The organism is Acidovorax sp. KPB24-07 (assembly GCF_057543315.1).
Map to the genome: position 1 here is coordinate 1 of NZ_BAAJYS010000060.1, position 17,698 is coordinate 17,698.

14 protein-coding genes and 2 pseudogenes are annotated in these 17,698 nt (G+C 68.1%); 5 read left to right on the plus strand and 11 right to left on the minus strand.

Annotation, left to right across the window (positions count from 1 at the left end; all coding sequences use genetic code 11):
- The 3 genes from AC27IQ_RS09460 to rsmA form a co-directional block, all read left to right on the plus strand.
- Positions 1-2,315: LPS-assembly protein LptD (locus AC27IQ_RS09460; RefSeq protein ID WP_487089317.1), on the plus strand; the 2,315-nt coding region annotated here is incomplete at its 5' end.
- Between the two features lie 19 nt (positions 2,316-2,334).
- Positions 2,335-3,756 carry a peptidylprolyl isomerase gene (locus AC27IQ_RS09465; protein WP_284430552.1) on the plus strand — a complete coding sequence of 474 codons (1,422 nt, stop codon included), beginning with the start codon at positions 2,335-2,337 and terminating at the stop codon, positions 3,754-3,756.
- Positions 3,757-3,793: 37 nt separating this feature from the next.
- Positions 3,794-4,561 (plus strand): 16S rRNA (adenine(1518)-N(6)/adenine(1519)-N(6))-dimethyltransferase RsmA, encoded by a 768-nt coding sequence (gene rsmA / locus AC27IQ_RS09470; RefSeq protein ID WP_487089318.1) that lies wholly within the window; start codon positions 3,794-3,796, stop codon positions 4,559-4,561.
- Between the two features lie 112 nt (positions 4,562-4,673).
- Here the strand turns inward: rsmA and AC27IQ_RS09475 are convergent, their stop codons facing one another.
- From AC27IQ_RS09475 to AC27IQ_RS09525, 11 genes and pseudogenes are all read right to left on the minus strand, one after another.
- Entirely contained in the window at positions 4,674-4,886 is a 213-nt protein-coding gene (locus tag AC27IQ_RS09475) for a hypothetical protein (RefSeq protein ID WP_217640151.1), read from the minus strand.
- Complete coding sequence (locus AC27IQ_RS09480; protein ID WP_092742419.1) at positions 4,865-5,290, minus strand: barstar family protein; 426 nt, start codon at positions 5,288-5,290, stop codon at positions 4,865-4,867. Before AC27IQ_RS09480 ends, AC27IQ_RS09475 begins: the two co-directional genes overlap by 22 nt.
- Positions 5,291-5,427: 137 nt before the next feature.
- On the minus strand, positions 5,428-5,832 hold the full coding sequence (locus AC27IQ_RS09485; protein ID WP_284409931.1) for a guanyl-specific ribonuclease: 405 nt from the start codon (positions 5,830-5,832) through the stop codon (positions 5,428-5,430).
- A gap of 156 nt (positions 5,833-5,988) precedes the next feature.
- Positions 5,989-8,302, minus strand: a pseudogene (locus AC27IQ_RS09490) (NADP-dependent malic enzyme).
- Positions 8,303-8,482: 180 nt separating this feature from the next.
- Positions 8,483-9,952 carry a M81 family metallopeptidase gene (locus AC27IQ_RS09495; RefSeq protein WP_284430550.1) on the minus strand — a complete coding sequence of 490 codons (1,470 nt, stop codon included), beginning with the start codon at positions 9,950-9,952 and terminating at the stop codon, positions 8,483-8,485.
- A complete protein-coding gene (locus AC27IQ_RS09500) occupies positions 9,949-11,202 on the minus strand; it encodes a Zn-dependent hydrolase (protein WP_487089321.1) in 1,254 nt (417 codons plus the stop codon). Before AC27IQ_RS09500 ends, AC27IQ_RS09495 begins: the two co-directional genes overlap by 4 nt.
- Positions 11,203-11,264: 62 nt before the next feature.
- Positions 11,265-11,968: pseudogene (locus AC27IQ_RS09505) on the minus strand (ABC transporter ATP-binding protein).
- On the minus strand, positions 11,965-12,738 hold the full coding sequence (locus tag AC27IQ_RS09510; protein ID WP_487089319.1) for an ABC transporter ATP-binding protein: 774 nt from the start codon (positions 12,736-12,738) through the stop codon (positions 11,965-11,967). The pseudogene AC27IQ_RS09505 and the gene AC27IQ_RS09510 overlap by 4 nt, the downstream one beginning before the upstream one ends.
- Positions 12,735-13,730, minus strand: a complete 996-nt coding sequence (locus tag AC27IQ_RS09515) for a branched-chain amino acid ABC transporter permease (protein ID WP_284397501.1) — start codon at positions 13,728-13,730, stop codon at positions 12,735-12,737. Before AC27IQ_RS09515 ends, AC27IQ_RS09510 begins: the two co-directional genes overlap by 4 nt.
- An 8-nt stretch (positions 13,731-13,738) precedes the next feature.
- Positions 13,739-14,599, minus strand: coding sequence for a branched-chain amino acid ABC transporter permease (locus AC27IQ_RS09520; protein ID WP_284397499.1), 861 nt, complete (start codon positions 14,597-14,599; stop codon positions 13,739-13,741).
- A 91-nt stretch (positions 14,600-14,690) separates the two neighbouring features.
- On the minus strand, positions 14,691-15,896 hold the full coding sequence (locus AC27IQ_RS09525; protein ID WP_284407121.1) for an ABC transporter substrate-binding protein: 1,206 nt from the start codon (positions 15,894-15,896) through the stop codon (positions 14,691-14,693).
- 243 nt (positions 15,897-16,139) lie between these two features.
- Here AC27IQ_RS09525 and AC27IQ_RS09530 point away from each other — a divergent pair, with 243 nt between their 5' ends.
- Both AC27IQ_RS09530 and AC27IQ_RS09535 read left to right on the plus strand, forming a co-directional pair.
- Entirely contained in the window at positions 16,140-16,949 is an 810-nt protein-coding gene (locus tag AC27IQ_RS09530; protein ID WP_284397492.1) for a FadR/GntR family transcriptional regulator, read from the plus strand.
- 214 nt (positions 16,950-17,163) lie between these two features.
- Positions 17,164-17,698, plus strand: a 535-nt coding sequence (locus AC27IQ_RS09535; RefSeq protein WP_487089320.1) for a hypothetical protein, incomplete at its 3' end; no start/stop codon positions are given.

The following is a 17,698-nucleotide window of genomic DNA, read 5'->3' on the forward strand; positions in this document are numbered from 1 at the left end:
TAGCGCTCGCCCAGTCGGAGGCCGAGCCCGGCGCACCCGCCGTGCCCGAGGCAGCGCCCGCCCTGCGCGCCAGCCCCCTGCTGCAGGAAAAGATCCCCGAAGCCGTTCGCCCGCAGCTGCCGATCTTCGTGAAAGGCGACAGCGTGACCGGCCAGCCGGACATCAACGCCATCGTCGAAGGCAATGCCGAACTGCGCCGCGGCGACACCATCATCCACGCCGACCGGCTGGAATACGTGGTGCCCGACGACCTCGCCAAGGCGCGCGGCCAGGTGCGCATCAACCGCGCGGGCAACGTGTACGAAGGCTCGGAGCTGGAACTGCGGGTCGACGCCTTCTCGGGCTATTTCGATGCCGCCAACTACCGCTTCCTGATGAACGGCGCCCACGGCGAGGCCAGCCGCGTGGACTTCATCGACCGCGATCGCTCCGTGGTGCACAACGCCACCTACACCACCTGCCAGAAGAACGACGAAGCCACCTGGCAGCCCGACTGGGTGCTGCGCGCGCGGTCGATCCGCATCGACAACGAAGAGCAGGTGGGCACGGCCGACGGCGCGGTGCTGGAGTTCAAGGGCCTGCCCATCCTGCCCATCCCGCACATCACGTTCCCGCTGTCCGACCGCCGCAAGTCGGGGTTGCTGCCGCCCACCGTGGCCATCGACAACGTGAGCGGCGTCGAGTACGCGCAGCCCTACTACTGGAACATCGCGCCCAACCGCGACGCCACCATCACGCCCACCGTCATGTCCAAGCGCGGCGTGAACCTGGGCGGCGAATTCCGCTACCTGGAGCCCACCTACCGGGGCGAGCTGCGCGGCGATTACATGCCGGCCGACAAGCTGCGCGACCGCGACCGCTGGGGCTACGGCCTCAAGCACAGCGGCACGTTCGATACGCCGCTGGGCGGCTTGAACTTCAACATGGACGTGAGCCGGGTCAGCGACGACAACTACTGGCGCGACTTCACGCGCAACGTGACCGGCATGACCCAGCTCACCCAGCGCCTGCTGCCCGGCGACGCCACGCTGTCCTGGGGCAAGGACGACATGTCGCTCAGCCTGCGCACCCTCAAGTGGCAGACGCTGCAGGACGTGAGCGCGCCCATCGTGCCGCCCTACGACCGCATGCCGCAGCTGCGCTGGGGCTACAACCCCACCATGCTGCCTTACGGCCTGGATGCCAGCGTGGAGGCCGACTACACCAGCTTCCATGCGGACCGCGCCCTCACCGGCCAGCCCAACGCCCAGCGCAGCTACGCCATGGCGCAGATCAGCCGGCCATTCCTCGCGCCCGCCGGCTTCATCACACCGCGCGTGCAGCTGCACGCCACGCAATACCAGTTCGACAGCCCGCTGGCCAACGGCCAGCGCAACGCGCAGCGCACGCTGCCCACGTTCAGCCTGGACAGCGGCCTGGTGTTCGAGCGCGATGCGCGCTACTTCGGCCGCAACTTCCTGCAGACGCTGGAGCCGCGCGCCTTCTACACCTACACGCCCTACCGCGACCAGAGCCTGCTGCCGGTGTACGACACGGCGGCCAACGACTTCAACTTCGCCACCATCTACACCGAGAACGGCTACGGCGGCAACGACCGCCTGGCCGACAACAACCTGCTCACCCTGGGCGTGACCACGCGGCTGCTGGACCCGGACGACGGCGCCGAGGCGGCCCGCTTCGGCATCGCCCAGCGGGTGCGGTTCTCCGACCAGAAGGTCGTGCTGCCCGGCGAGTCCACCGTCAGCGAACGGCTGTCGGACGTGCTGCTGGGCGCGGGCCTGAACTGGACGAAGCAGTGGGGCTTCGACTCCACGGTGCAATACAACCCCAAGACGGGCCGCTCCATCCGCTCCACCGTGGGCGCGCGCTACAACCCCAGCGCCTACCGCGTCATCAGCGCCGCCTACCGCCTGCAGCGCGGCACCAGCGAGCAGATCGACGTGGGCTGGCAATGGCCCATCAACGACCTGTGGGGCGACAAGGGCCAGGACCTCGGCCCGGGCCGGGGACAGGGCCCCGGCCGCTGGTACACCGTGGGCCGCCTGAACTACAGCATGCAGGACCGCAAGCTGGTGGACACCGTGGTGGGCTTCGAATACGACAGCTGCTGCTGGGTCGGCCGCGTGGTGCTCGAGCGCCTGCAAAGCAGCGTGACCACGGCCAACACCCGGCTGCTGTTCCAGATCGAGTTCGTGGGCTTTTCCCGCCTCTCGCTCGGCTCCAACCCCCTCACCAGCCTGAAGCAGAACATTCCGCGCTACCAGTACCTGCGCGAGCAGACCAGCACGCCCAGCCGCTTCACCAATTACGACTAACCCGACACCTGCCAACCACATGAACCATCGCGCTTTCACCCTGGGCCTGGTGTGCCTGGCCACCCTGGCCTCCCTCGCACCCGCGGGCGCCTCCGCGCAAGGACTGCGCGCCTCGGGCGCTGCCAGCGGCACCGGCGGTACCGGGCTGTCCTCGCGCGCCCTGCCGCCCGTCACCGTGCCCGACGCCCGCACCGGCGCAGACCGCAGCGGCATCCGCCAGGCGGACTACATCGTGGCCGTGGTCAACACCGCCCCCATCACCAACAACGAGGTGCAGACCCGCGTGGCGCGCGTCGAGCAGCAACTGGCCGCCCAGGGCGGCGAGCGCCCGCCCCGGGACGTGGTGGCGCGCGAAGTGCTCGAACGCGTGATCAATGAAAAGATCCAGGTGCAGATGGCCAACGAGAGCGGCATCAAGGTGGACGACATCGCCGTCTCCCAGGCCGAGCAGTCGGTGGCGCGCCAGAACAACGTGAGCCTGGAGGAAATGCACCGCCGCCTCGCGATCGACGGCATCAGCAAGGACCGCTTCCGCGAAGAACTGCGCAACCAGCTGCTGGTGCAGCGCCTGCGCGAACGCGACGTCGAAGCCCGGGTGCGCGTGAGCGACCTGGACGTCGACCAGTACCTGCGCGAGCAGCAGTCCGCGTCCGATCCGGCCAAGGTCGAACTCAACCTGGGCCACATCCTGGTGCTCGTGCCCGAGAACGCCAGCCCCGAGGTCGTGGAGCAGCGCCGGCTGCGCGCGCAGCAGGCGGCCGACAAGGTGCGCGCCGGCGACGATTTTGGCCAGGTGGCGCGCGAGTTCTCCGATGCGGCCGAAGGCGCCTCCGGCGGCCTGCTGGGCCTGCGCCCCGCCGATCGCTACCCCGAGCTCTTCGTGCGCTCGACCCAGCAGACGCCCGTGGGCGGCATCGTCGGCCCCGTGCGGTCGCCGGCCGGGTTCCACGTGCTGAAAGTGGTGGAAAAGACCAATGCCGCAGCCCCCACCGTGGCGGTGCAAAGCCATGCGCGGCACATCTTGCTGCGTGCCAATCCGCAGCTGACCGAGACCGCGGCGGCCGCACGGCTGGCCGACTACCGCCGGCGCATCCTGGCGGGCCAGGCAGACTTCGCCACGCTCGCGCGCGAGAACTCGCAGGACGGCAGCTCCAAGCAGGGCGGCGACCTCGGATGGGCCAGCCCGGGCCGCTACGTGCCCGAGTTCGAGGAAGCGCTCAATGCGCTCAAGCCCGGCGAGATCAGCGAGCCCATCGTCACGCGGTTCGGCGTGCACCTGATCCAGTTGCTGGAGCGCCGCGAGGCCAAGCTCACCCAGCGCGAACAGCGCGACATGGTGCGCGACGTGGTGCGCGAAAAGAAGCTGGACGAGGCCTACGCCACCTGGGCGCAGGAAGCCCGGGCCCGCGCGTATGTGGAATACCGCGATCCGCCGCAATGACGCGCCGCTTCCCCACGCGCCTTCGCCGCGCAGCGCCATGAAGCACATCCCGCGCAAGCGCTTCGGCCAGCATTTCCTGTCGGACCACGGCATCATCGATGCCATCGTGCGCGCCATCGGCCCCGAGCCGGGCCAGCCCATGGTGGAGATCGGTCCCGGCCTGGCCGCACTCACGCAGCCGCTGGTCGAGCGCCTGGGGCGCCTCACCGTGATCGAGCTGGACCGCGACCTGGCAGCGCGGCTGCGCCTGCACGGCCAGCTGGACGTGATCGAATCCGACGTGCTGAAGGTGGACTTCGCCCAGGTCGCCCAATCGCTGAACGCGCCCAAGGTGCGCGTGGTCGGCAACCTGCCGTACAACATCTCCACGCCCATCCTGTTCCATCTGCTCGAGCAGGTCGATGTCATTCAAGACCAGCATTTCATGCTGCAAAAGGAAGTGATCGACCGCATGGTGGCAAGCCCCTCCACGGGCGACTACGGGCGGCTGTCGGTCATGCTGCAGTGGCGCTATGCGATGGAGGATGTGCTGTTCGTGCCGCCGGAGAGCTTCGATCCGCCGCCGCGCGTGGACAGCGCCGTCGTGCGCATGGTGCCCCATGCCTCGCCGGCCCCCGTATCACCCGCCCTGCTGTCCGAACTGGTGCAGGTGGCCTTCAGCCAACGCCGCAAGCTGCTGCGGCACACGCTGGGCCGCTGGCTGCAGGAGCGCGCCTTCCCGGGCACCTTCGATACCCAACGCCGGGCCGAGGAAGTGCCGGTGCACGAATACGTGGCCCTGGCTCAGTCACTGCACCCTGCCTGAGCGCAGGCGGTGCAATGCGGGGATCGGGCCACCCGGCCCCGTGCACTGAAAAGAGTCAAGCGCGGCAAGCAGTGGCCTGAGGGCCCTGCCTGTCGCGCATGACCGCCTGCGGTCAGGCGGCGGCGAGCCAGTAACCCGCGTTGAACGGGCTGCTCATGCGCAGCGCCAGGGGCGATACGTCAACGAGCTTGTCGGTCGGCATTTTTTCCGCGGAAGGATCGACTGCGATTTCAATGGGCTGCGCTGCGGCGGTCTCGTTAGCCTCGTTCGCCCGTTCTGCCTGGCTGGTGGATGCAGAACGGGCTACAGAAAAGAATAGAAACACCGGAACGGTATCTTTCGATCACTCCAGTAGTCCGCCGCTTCCCGGAAGATGTCGAGCAACTGCTCGCGTGCTTCCTTGTCGAACTTCACCGTGGTCGGAATCTGCTCCAGCACCACGATGAAGCCCGGTTGCGGGCCCGATTTATGCAATGGGTCCGTCATGCAGTCGTACAGCGCGTCGAAGTTCTTTCCGAAGTGCGCCGGGAACATGAACTGGCCTGCGATCAGGTCCAGCACGTCCTGTTTGGTTTGTGCGTGTGCAAGGTTGGCGTACAGGAAGTGTTGGCCGAGCGCCTTGGCCGACTCTTGCAGGTCTTGCACGCGAAAAGCGCGAATAGACTGCACGATGTTGGGGCGCACGCCACGCAATGGGTTTTCCTGATCGTTACGAAGTGGCATTTCCATCTCCGCTGCTCTTTCTTTATGTAGTCACCAATGAGGAATATCCGGAAGTTCGGTCCAGCGGCCCGCCACCAAGGCGGGGGGCCGACAGGCGGGCAACCGATCGCGGCAATGCCGGCGAGCGCTTTTGGCGTCCAGCGTCATTCAACAATTTTTCGAAAGCTCGCGTAGTGGTCGCCGGTGTAGTAGCAGGCATCGGGAACGCGGGGCGCTCCTCCGCACACGATGCGCCGGGCACCACGGTTCTTCGCACCCGGCGTTCTGACGGTGTATTCGCGGTAATAGCCCCGTTTTTCCAGGGGCAGCAACCGTTCGCGATTGCCGAACACCGAACCATCCTTGTCGTAAGGAAATGGTCCACCTTCGCGGATGAGCCCGTAGGTCGCCCGCCCTTGCGGGGGCAACTCGGCCAGTGCGATGGTGGTCACTCCGTCAGAAGACGGGGGTTTTCGGGCCTGTCCCGTGGTCGGGACCAGAACGAACGCGGCACCCAGTACGCACGCAAGACCTGTCTTGTACGCCTGGATGGCGATAGCCTTCAGCATCAACTACACCTTTCAGAAACTACGGGTTTACCCGAAATTTCGAGCCGTTAGTTTGACTTAATCGCCCCCAAAAAGCAAGCGCCTGCCCAATAATTGGGCAGGCGCTTTCAAGGCCAAACGCGTCTAAAAGTTAGCGCTTGCTACGTCATCACCGCTCTACCGGGAGGCATTTGCATCGGCCACCGTGAGTGCCGTCATGTTGACGATGCGGCGCACGGTGGCGCTGGCTGTCAGGATGTGCACCGGTTCCGCCGCGCCCAGCAGCACGGGGCCGATGGCGATGCCACCGCCGGCCGCCGTCTTGAGCAGGTTGTAGGAAATGTTGGCCGCGTCGATGTTGGGCAGGACCAGCAGGTTGGCGCTGCCGGCGAGCGTGCTGTGGGGCATGACCACGGCGCGCTGGGCCGCATCCAGGGCGACATCGCCGTGCATCTCGCCATCCACTTCGAGCCACGGCGCCTGGATGCGCAGCAGGTCGAGGGTCTGGCGCATCTTGACGGCGCTCGGCTGGTTGCTGCTGCCGAAGTTGGAGTGCGACAGCAGCGCGGCCTTGGGCTTGATGCCGAATCGCATCATTTCCTCGGCCGCCATAACGGTGATCTCGGCCAGCTGTTCGGCCGTCGGGTCGTAGTTGACGTGCGTGTCCACCAGGAACACCTGGCGGTCGGGCAGCAGCAGGCCGTTCATGCAGGCGTAGGTGTTCACGCCGGCACGCTTGCCGATCACCTGGTCGATGTAGTTCAGGTGCAGCGCCGTGTGGCCCCAGGTACCGACGATGAGGCCATCGACCTCGCCCTTGTGCAGCAGCATGGAGCCGATCAGCGCCAGGCGGCGGCGCATTTCGATCTTGGCGATGGGCACGGTGATGCCCTTGCGCTCGGTCATGCGGTGGTAGGTCTGCCAGAAGTCGCGGTAGCGGTGGTCGTTCTCGACGTTGACCACGTCGTAGTCCACGCCTTCCTTCAGGCGCAGGCCGAACTTCTCGATGCGCTGCGCGATGATGGACGGGCGCCCGATGAGCGTGGGCCGTGCAACTTTTTTCGTCCACCACGATCTGCGCGGCGCGCAGCACGCGTTCTTCCTCGCCCTCGGCATAGGCCACGCGCTTCTTGGCGGCCGTCTTGGCGGCGGTGAAGATGGGCTTCATCGTGGTGCCGGAGGCATACACGAAGGTCTGCAGATGGTCGCGGTACGCGTCCATGTCGATGATCGGGCGCAGGGCCACGCCGCTGTCGGCGGCGGCCTGGGCCACGGCCGGGGCGATCTTCATCATCAGCCGCGGGTCGAACGGCTTGGGGATCAGGTATTCGGGGCCGAAGGCCAGCGGCTCGCCCACGTATGCGGCGGCCACCACCTCGCTCTGCTCGGCCTGGGCCAGTTCGGCGATGGCGTGCACGGCGGCGATTTCCATCTCCAGCGTGATCGTCGTCGCGCCGCAGTCCAGCGCCCCGCGGAAGATGTACGGAAAGCACAGGACGTTGTTGACCTGGTTCGGGTAGTCCGTGCGGCCGGTCGCCATCACGACGTCGCCGCGCACGGCGTGGGCGTCTTCGGGCGTGATCTCGGGATTGGGATTGGCCAGCGCGAAGATGACCGGGCGCGCGGCCATTTTGGCCACCATGGCGGGCTTGAGCACGCCGCCAGCGGAGAGGCCCAGGAACACATCGGCGCCCTCAATGACTTCGGACAGGCTGCGGGCTTCGGTCTTCTGGGCGAACAGGATCTTGTCCTCGTCCATCAGCTCGGTGCGGCCCTCGTAGACCACGCCGGCCAGGTCGGTGACGAACACGTTCTCGCGCTTCAGGCCCACCTTCAGCAGCAGGTTCAGGCAGGCGAGTGCTGCGGCACCCGCGCCCGAGGTGACGAGGCGCACGGAACCGATGTCCTTGTTCACCACCTTCAGGGCGTTGAGCATGGCGGCGGCCACCGTGATGGCGGTGCCGTGCTGGTCGTCGTGGAAGACGGGGATGTTCAGGCGCTTGCGCAACTCGCGCTCCACGTAGAAGCACTCGGGCGCCTTGATGTCTTCCAGGTTGATGGCGCCGAAGGTCGGCTCCAGCGCGGCGATGACCTCGACGAGCTTGACCGGGTCCTTCTCGTTGATCTCGATGTCGAACACGTCCACGCCGGCGAACTTCTTGAACAGGACGCCCTTGCCTTCCATGACGGGCTTGGAAGCCAGCGCGCCGATGTCGCCCAGTCCGAGAACCGCGGTACCGTTGGAGATCACGCCAACGAGGTTTCCGCGCGAGGTGTAGCGGAAGGCGGCGGCAGGGTCCTTGACGATCTCTTCGCAGGGAGCGGCCACGCCCGGGGAGTAGGCCAGCGCCAGATCGTGCTGGTTGACCATCTGCTTCGTCGCGGCGATCGCGATCTTCCCCGGCTTCGGAAACTCGTGGTACTCAAGGGCAGCCTGGCGCAGCAGGGCGCGTTTGTCGGGCGTGGCATTCACCGGGGGGGTCTCGGACATCAAGCGTCTCCAGCTCTATGAAATTCTGCCGAACCCCGCGCCACGGAGGGTTCCAGGGCGAGGTCACGTCTTCAAGGGTGTGAGATTGTAGTCAGCCCGCCGTAGAAACCCTGGTAAGCAATTCCGCTTAACCGGGGCAAAGCACCCATGACCTGGAAACCCCCAGCGCCACTCCGCCGCTCAGGCCGGATCGAGCGGGAACACCGGCCGGCGCACGTTCCTGAACGGGAACAGCGCGTAGTTGGAACTCGTCACCCCTGTGGGACTGTCGCACTCGACCAGCGCGTGCGACAGCGGCACGAACACCGGGCGGCAGTACATGCGCGATTTGAGCAGCACGAAACGGTGGGCCGTGGGGTCCAGGCCCACGCAGGAGAACACGCCCAGGTCCCACGGCTCGTGCGTGCGTTCGGTCACCACGATGCGCGCCGCGCCGGTATCGAACAGCACCGTGCGCCCCATGGCGCAGCGCTGGCCGGTGTAGATGGGGCCGGTCACGGTGTATTCGCCATCGCTGATGGCCACCACCATGCCCTCGACCGCCACGGGCGCCTTGGCCACGCCGAGTTGCGTGAGCGGCACCTTGTTGCCCAGCCGCACGGCGACGCGCGCGCCGACGCCGGCCGCCACCAGTTCGGCGACCGCCCCGGGGTCGCACAGCGGGCCCACGGCGATGTCTTGCAGGCCGTTGGCGAGCGCCGCCTGCAGCACGTCCATGGCATCGCAGGTGCCGCCGGACATGCAGTTGTCGCTGTGGTCCAGCAGCAGCACGGGGCGGTCCGCGCCCACGGCCAGGGCCTGCGCGCGCTGCAGGGACTGATCTAGCGGCTCGCTGTCGTAGACGAACTCGGCGCGCTCGCTCCACATGGCGGCAGCGATGCGGTCGGCGGCCGCCTGGGCCGGTTCGGGATCGTCGGCCGGGGCCGTGACCACCACGCTCATGCACGGCGCCTCGATATCGGCGAGCGAAAAGCCGGCGAACACCGTCACCGCCGGAATGCCGCCGGCCTCGGCCGCGCGGGCCGCGTCCACCGCGCGCAGCATGGCACCCTGCAGCGTGGTGCTGCGCAGCGTGTGGCCCATCATGGGCAGCGGGTGCCAGCGCACGGTGTAGCGCGCCTGGCCGTGCAGCATGGCCAGCAGCAGGCGCCCGGCGTGTTCGCCGGTTTCGTACATGTCGATGTGCGGGTAGGTCTTGAAGCCCACCATCACGTCGGCATTGGCGACCATCTTGGGGGTGATGTTGCCGTGCAGGTCCAGCGCCACGCCGACGGGCACGCCCGGTGCGGCGGCCCGCACGCGCTCCAGCAGGTCGCCTTCGCCGTCGGGGCTGTTCTCGGCCACCATGGCGCCGTGCAGGTCCAGCAGGATGGCATCGCAGCCCGGGGCGGCGTCCACGATGCGGCGGGTCAGTTCATCGTAGGCCGCGGCATGCACCGGCCCGCTGGGGTTGGCCATGGCCGACACGGGCGTGACCAGTGTGGCGCCCAGCCCCTTGGCCAGGTCGATGAACGCCGCCATGGCCGTGCGCATGCCCTCGTTCTCCTGCAGCGCTTGCGCGCCATAGGCGGGCGAAAAGGCCTCCAGCGGCGTGGGCACGGGCGAGAAGGTGTTGGTCTCGTGGTTGAGCCGCGCGATCAGGATCTTCATGCCGCCACCCCCGCGCTGCGCAGCATGGCCTGCAGCAGCACGTTGCAGCCGGCCTCCAGATGCTCGGGCCGGGCGTCTTCGATCTCGTTGTGGCTGATGCCGTCCGCGCAAGGCACGAAGACCATGGCGGTGGGCGCCAGGCGCGCCAGATACACGGCGTCGTGCCCGGCGCCGCTCACCACGTCCATGGCGGTGTAGCCCAGGGCCTGGGCATCGGCGCGCACGCCTTCGACCAGTGCCGGGGCGAAGGGCTGCGGCGGAAAGTACACGACCTGCTCCACGGCCACCGGCGTGCGGTGGGCCGCGCCGATGCGCTCGCAGGCGGCGCGCAGGGCCGCATCCATCTGCTGCAGCACCGCGTCGTCGGCGGCACGCAGGTCCACGGTCATGCGCACGCTGCCGGGGATGACGTTGCGCGAGCTGGGGAAGACGTCCAGCACGCCCACCGTGCCGCGCGCATGCGGGGCGTGGTCGAGGGCGATGCGATTGACCTCGGCCACCAGGCGGCTCGCCGCCAGCAGCGCGTCGCGGCGCAGCTCCATCGGCGTGGGGCCGGCGTGGGCCTCCATGCCCTGCACGGTCACGTCGTACCAGCGCTGGCCCAGCGCGCCCTGCACCACGCCGATCACGCAGTCGTTGGCCTCCAGCACCGGCCCCTGCTCGATGTGCGCCTCGAAATACGCACCCACCGCGGGCGTGGGAGCCAATGTGCCGGCATACCCGATGGCGGCCAGCGCCTCGGCCACGCTGGTGCCCTGCGCATCGCGCTGGGCCAGTGCATGTTCGAGCGTGAAGGCCCCGGCGAACACGCCGGAGCCCATCATCACGGGCACGAAGCGCGAGCCTTCCTCATTGGTCCACACCGCCACCTCGATCGGCGCCTCGGTGGCGATGCCCGCATCGTTCAGGCTGCGCACCACCTCCAGGCCGGCCAGCACGCCGTAGTTGCCATCGAACTTGCCCCCCGTGGGCTGCGTGTCGATGTGGCTGCCGGTCATCACCGGGGGCAGGGCATCGTTGCGGCCCGCGCGGCGCGCGAACAGATTGCCGATGGCGTCGATGCGCACGCTGCAGCCGGCCTCGCGCGCCCAGCGCACGAAGAGGTCGCGGCCTTCGCCGTCCAGCGCAGTGAGCGCCAGCCGGCACACGCCGCCCTTGGGCGTGGCGCCGATGCGGGCCAGGTCCATCAGCGATTGCCACAGGCGCGCGCCGTCCACGCGGGGTTGCAGGGCAGGGGAGAGGGTCTTCATGTCCACGGTGGTGATCCTGAAAGAGAAAGCAGAAGCAGAAAGCCGGTTTCGAACAAGGGGGCTCAGGCCAGGCCCACGCCCAGGTAGCGGTCCTTGGTGGCCTCGTCGGCCAGGAACGCGGCGTTGCCGGCCTCGTGCACGATGGGCCCTGCTCGATGATGTAGTGACGGTCGGCCAGCTGGGTGCAGACCTCCAGGTTCTGCTCCACCAGCAGGATGGCCACGCCGGCGGCCTTGATGGCTTGGAGCTGGGCCACGATCTCCTCGACGATCACAGGGGCCAGGCCCTCCACGGGCTCGTCGAGCATGAGCAGGCGCGGCGCGTTCATCAGCGCGCGGCCAATGGCCAGCATCTGCTGCTCGCCGCCCGACAGCTGCCCGCCGCCGTTGCGGCGCCGCTCCTTGAGGCGTGGAAAGATGCGGTAGATATCGGCCAGTTGCCAGGGCGACTGCTTGCGCAGGCCCAGCAGCAGGTTCTCTTCCACCGTGAGCAGCCGGAAGATGCCCCGGTGCTCCGGCACCAGGCACACGCCGCGCTGGGCGATGCGGTGCGCGGGCAGGCCCTGCACGTCGTCGCCCATGCAGCGCACCCGCCCCTGGCTGGGCGGCACCACGCCGCAGATGGCCTTGAGCGTGGTGGTCTTGCCCGCGCCGTTGCGCCCGAGCAGCGTGACCAGTTCGCCATCGTTCACGTGCAGGTCCACGCCCTGCAGCACATGGCTCTTGCCGTAGTGGGCGTGCAGCCCATCGATCTGCAGGATCGTCATGCCTTGCCCCCGGTGATCATGTTGCCCAGATAGGCGCTGCGCACCCGCTCGTCGCTGCGGATGGCGTGCGGGTGCCCCTCGGCCAGCACGCGCCCCTGCTGCATCACGGTGACGGTGTCGGAGATGTCCATCACGATGTTCATGTTGTGCTCGATGAGCACCACGGTGTGCTCGTCCTTGAGGCCCTGGATCAGGCGCTTCATCTCGTCTAGGTCGTCGATGCCCATGCCCGAGGTGGGTTCGTCCAGGAAGATGGCTTTCGGCCCCGCCGCCAGCGCCATGCCCACCTCCAGCCGCCGCTGCTGCCCGTGCGAGAGGTTGCCGACCGGCGTGTCCGCATGGCGCTCCAGGCCCAGGCGCGCCAGCACGCTGGCCACCACGTCGGCGCGGGAGCGAACACCCACGGGCGCGCTCCAGCAGTTCAGGGCCTGCGCGGGCGCGGTGCCCTGCGCGGCCAGGCGCAGGTTCTCGCGCACGGGCAGGGTGAGGAACAGGCTGGTGACCTGGAACGAGCGGGCCATGCCGCGCTGCACGCGCCGGTGGTCGGGCTCGCGCGTCACGTCGTGCCCGTCGAACACGATGCGTCCGCCGCTCACGCCCTTGGTGCCGGTGAGCATGTGAAACAGCGTGGTCTTGCCCGCGCCGTTGGGGCCGATCACCGAATGCACGGTGTTCGCGCGCACCTTCAAGTCCACGCCCGAGAGCGCGGCGAACTTGTCGTAGCGCTTTTCCACGCCGATGGCTTCCAGCAGGATGGGTGCGGCGGTCATGCTTTGTCTCCCGTGCCGGCGGTGGTGGCGTTCGCGCCACCCTGAAGGCCGCGCAGGCGCCCCCATGCGGATTCCAGCAGGCCCCAAAGGCCGCGCTGCATGCCCAGGCTCACCGCCATCAGCACCACGCCCAGCAGCAGCAGCCAGCGCGGCCACAAGGTGGAGAGCCAGTCGCCCACGATGAGGTAGAAGGCCGATCCCAGCAGCGAGGCCAGCAGGTTGCCGGTGCCGCCGATCACCGTCATCACCAGGATCATCTCGCTCGTGTGGTACTCGGCACTCGCCAGCGGGGCGATGCCGGTCATCATGGCGTGCAGCGCGCCGGCCAGGCCCGTCACCGCGCCCGAGATCACGAACGCCTGCAGCTTGAGCAGCCGCAGGTTGTAGCCGATGGCGCCCGCGCGCTCCTCGTTGTCGCGCACGGCCAGCAGCGTGCGCCCGAAGATCGACGCCGACACCTTCTGCAGCAACCAGAAGGCCAGCAGGAACACCACCGCCACGAAGCCGTAGTACTGCCAGGGCGACTGCAGTGGCCACAGCGTGAACCCGCCCACGGCCAGCGAGGGGCGCGGAATGTCCATCAGGCCGTTGTCCCCGCCCGTGAGGCTGGGCAGGGAATAGGCCAGGAAATAGAACATCTGCGCGAACGCGAGCGTCAGCATCACGAAGTAGGTGCCGCGCTGGCGGATGGCCACCCAGCCCACCAGCGCCGCGCCCAGCGCGCCCGCCGCCACGGCGAGCGCCAGCGCGAGCGGCATGGGTAGCGGCCACCGCGTGAGCGTGAGGGCGATGGTGTAGCTGCCCAGCCCGAAGAAAATGCCCTGCCCGAAGGACAGCAGCCCCGTGTGGCCCAGCAGCAGGTTGCAGCCCATGGCCGCCAGGCCGTAGATCAGCACCTCGCTGGCGAGCGAGCCCGACTGCATGGTGAGCGGCATCGCCAGCACGAAGGCCAGGGCCAGCAGCAGGTGGAAGTGTTTGCGCAAGATCGTCATGGCGGTGTTCATCCTTTGCGGCCCAGCAGGCCATGCGGGCGCAGCAGCAGCACGGCGGCCATGGCGATGTAGATCATCAGGCGCGCGCCCTCGGGCCACACCGTGCTCATCACGCTCTGCACGATGCCGATCAGCAGGCCGCCGACCAGCGCGCCGCCGAAGCTGCCCATGCCGCCCACCACCACGACCACGAAGGCCACGCCCAGCGCCTCGATGCCCATGAAGGGCTCGGCGCCGCGGATCGGCGCGGCCAGCACGCCCGCGATGGCGGCGGTGGCCGCACCCAGCGCGAACACCAGGCTGAAGATGCGGAACACGTTGATGCCCAGCAGCGACACCATCTCGGTCGATTCGCTGCCCGCGCGCACCGCGCTGCCCAGGCGCGTGCCTTCGAGCACCCACCACAGGCCCACGGCCAGCACGGCGGTGAAGCCGATCACGAACAGGCGGTACTTGGGATACACGAAGCTGCCCCACATCACCACGCCCTGCAGCAGGTCGGGCACCGCCACGCTGTCGCCCAGCGGCCCCCACTGCAGGATGACCAGCTCCTGGATCGCCAGCGCCAGGCCCACGGTGACCAGGATGTGGAACTCGTGCGGCTTGGCGTAGACGTGGCGCAGCACGAGCTTTTCGGTCAGCCAGCCGAGCGCGCCCACCACGAGCGGCACCACGGCCAGCGCGAGCCAGAAGCTCAGCCCCCAGCGCGTCATCTGGTAGCAGAAATACGCGCCCAGCAGGTAGAACGCGCCGTGCGCGAAGTTCACGAAGCGCAGCAGGCCGAACACGATGGACAGGCCGACGGCCAGCAGGAAATACAGCATGCCGATGCCGATCCCGTTGATGACCTGTAGCAGGTAGATGCTCATGGAAGTGGGGCAGTCAAGGCTTTGGCCCCGCGGCTGCGGGGCGGACGGTGAAGGGCCAAGGCGCGGGGCGCAGGAAGGCGGGAGCGAGCGGTCAGCCCAGCTTGCAGCCGGTCTGGTCCAGCGGCAGGAACGACTTGCCCGAACTCACCACGTCCACGTAGTCGTCCTTGTTGGCCATGCGGGCCTTGGGCTTGCCCTTGAGCAGGTAGTAGTTCTTGAGCACCTGGTGGTCGCCCTTGCGGATCTCTTCCTCGCCCGTGAGGCCCGCGTACTTCATGCCCTCCAGCGCGGCGATCACCGCCTTCTGGTCCACCGTGCCGGCCTTGAGGATGCCGTCGATCAGCAGCTTGGTGCAGATGTACGAGCCCGCCAGGCTGTAGTTGGGGTTGGACTTGAACTTGTCGTTGCTGCGCTTGACCAGCTCCAGGTTCAGCGGGGCATCGGCGGTGTGCCAGTACTGCGCGCCGAAATACACGCCGTCGCACAGGTCCGCGCCCAGCGACTCGAACTGCTCCAGCCCCGAGGCCCAGGCGATCAGGATGGTCATGTTCTTGTGCATGCCGAAGCTCACCGCCTGGCGCAGCGCATCCGACGACTGCGAGCCGAAGTTCAGCAGCAGCAGCACGTCGGGCTTGGCGGCCATGGCGTTGGTCAGGTAGCCGCTGAACTCCTTCTCGGCCAGCGAGTGGTAGCTGTTGCCCACGTGCTCCAGGCCCTTTTCCTTGAAGACGTTCTTGGCGGCCGACAGCAGGCCGTCGCCGAACACGTACTGCGGCGTGATGGTGTACCAGCGCTTGGCCTTGGGCAGCGCGTCGGCCAGCGGGCGCACCGTCTGCTCGATGGCGCCGAAGGTCGGCACCGACCAGCGGAACGTGGCGCTGTTGCAGTCCTTGCCGGTGATCTCGTCGGCCCCGGCCGTGGTGATGAAGATGCCGCCCGCCTTCTCGGCCTCCTTGCCCATGGCCAGCGATTCGGACGACAGGATGCCACCCGCGAAAAAGCGCGTGCCCTGCTGCTGCGACGACTCCTGCACCTTGCGCACGGCCGTGGCGGGCTTGCCCTCGGTATCCAGCACCGTGTAGGCCAGGGGGCGCTTGAGGGCCGAGCCGTACTGCTCGATGGCCAGCTTCATGCCCAGGTCGGCGAACTTTCCGTTGGCGGCGAAGGCGCCCGACATGGGCACCGGGCAGCCGAACTGGATGGCGCCGGCGGACTGCGCCCAGGCGCTGCGCGCCAGGCCCAGCGATGCGGGCAGCGCGCCCAGTGCGGAGAGTTGCAAGAGTTGACGACGGTGCATGAAGGGGCTCCTGTGGGGGTTGGGTCGGTCGGCCTGCAGGCCAGGGCACGGCTTTTTGCAAAGCACGCGGCGTGCCACGTGTTTTTCCTATTTATAGTGATAAATAGAACAAATCGCGTGCACGTAAACCCTGCCCGCCCCGCCGCTGCACGGCCCTGGTGCATACACTGCACCACGGAAGCGACAGCCGGGTGCCAGGCACCGCGCTGCGCCTTGCCCCGTCTTCAACCCAGCAACGCACCCATGGCCACGAAACCGCCCGCCGGCAAGCCGATCAAGCCCCTGAAGCGCCCCGACCTGGTGGCGCAGGAAATCAAGCGGCTCATCACCGAAAAGAATCTGAGCCCGGGCGACCGCCTGCCGCGCGAGAGCGAGTTGCAGGCGCAGTTCGAAGTGAGCAAGGGCACCATCCGCGAGGCGCTCAAGTCGCTGGAGGTGCAGGGCCTGGTGACCATCTCCACCGGCCCCTCGGGCGGCGGCACCATCGCCGAGGTGTCGCTGGACCGCACGCTGCAGTTCCTGCAGAACTACCTGTTCTTCCAGGACGTGACGATCGACAACATCTACGCCGTGCGCCAGTTCCTGGAGCCCGAGCTGGCCGCCGGCGCCGTGCCGCACCTGACCGAGGCCGATTTCGAGGCGCTGGAGCACAGCATCGCCTGCTGCGATCCCAACTCCAGCAGCGAGGACCTGCTGAGCCAGCGCCGCGAGGACGTCAACTTCCACGACATCCTGGCCGCGGCCAACCCCAATCCGTTCCTGCGCTTCACCTGCGAGCTGATCAACGAGATGCTGCGCCAGCTCATCGTGTACGGCAACCGCACCCCGAAGTCGGAGCACCGGCGCTTCGGCGAGGCCAACGCCAACTTCCACCGCGAGATCGTGCAGGCGGCGCGCGCCCGGGATGCAGAAAAAGTGCGCGAACTGATGGCCCGGCACATGCTGGATGCGGCCAGCAGCGTCAAGCGCATGAAAGGCCGCATCCAGGGGCGCCTGATCCTGGACGCCGACACGCTGCGCAGCCCCCGCTCGGCCCACGTCCGCAGCCGCTGAACGGCGCGCCGGACTCCCCAAAACGCCAAAAGTTGGTGTTGGGGCGTGTTATTTTTGAATCAATTGGTATCTTCGGGAACCTTTGACATCGATTTCGCGGCTTCCGCGGCGACACTTCGCGCCTGCGGGCCCCCAATGACCGGGAAAGCGCGACCGGGAGGGCGCGGCCGGCTCGGGCACCCGATACATTCCATTTCCATTCTTTGATGCACCCATGAACGCAGTTCTTCCGTGGGCCGGCTGGCTGGCGGCCGCCATGCTGTCCGCTGCGGTCCACGCCGGGGCGAAACCCCCCATGGCGCTCGACCCCGCCCAGTGCCAGCCCCCGGACGCGGACCTTTCGCTGCCGGCGGCCTGGGAGCCCTACCGCGACGCGGTGCGCGCCTGCCCACTGGTGCAGGGCGGCGCCGCCGGGAATGCGCCGGCCAAGGCCGCCAAGGTGCGCCTGCTGGCCGTGTTCACCGACGCCCACTACCGCGGCCTGCCGCCCGATGCGCCGTGGGAGCGCTTTCCGCTGCCCCTGCTGGTGGACGACACCGGCCGCTGCGTCGGCAAATTGACCCACCTCTTTCCCGCGGACCCGCCCGAGGAACTGGACGTGGTCCCCGGCCGCTGGCGCGACGGCGTCGCCGCACGAGATCCAGCTCCACGGTGCGCTCGCCCGCCGTGGGTGGCGACTACCACCTGCCCACCCTGCGGTGGGATGCCAAGAACCGCCTGTACCGGCCGGCAGCCTCCGGGCCGCCCTC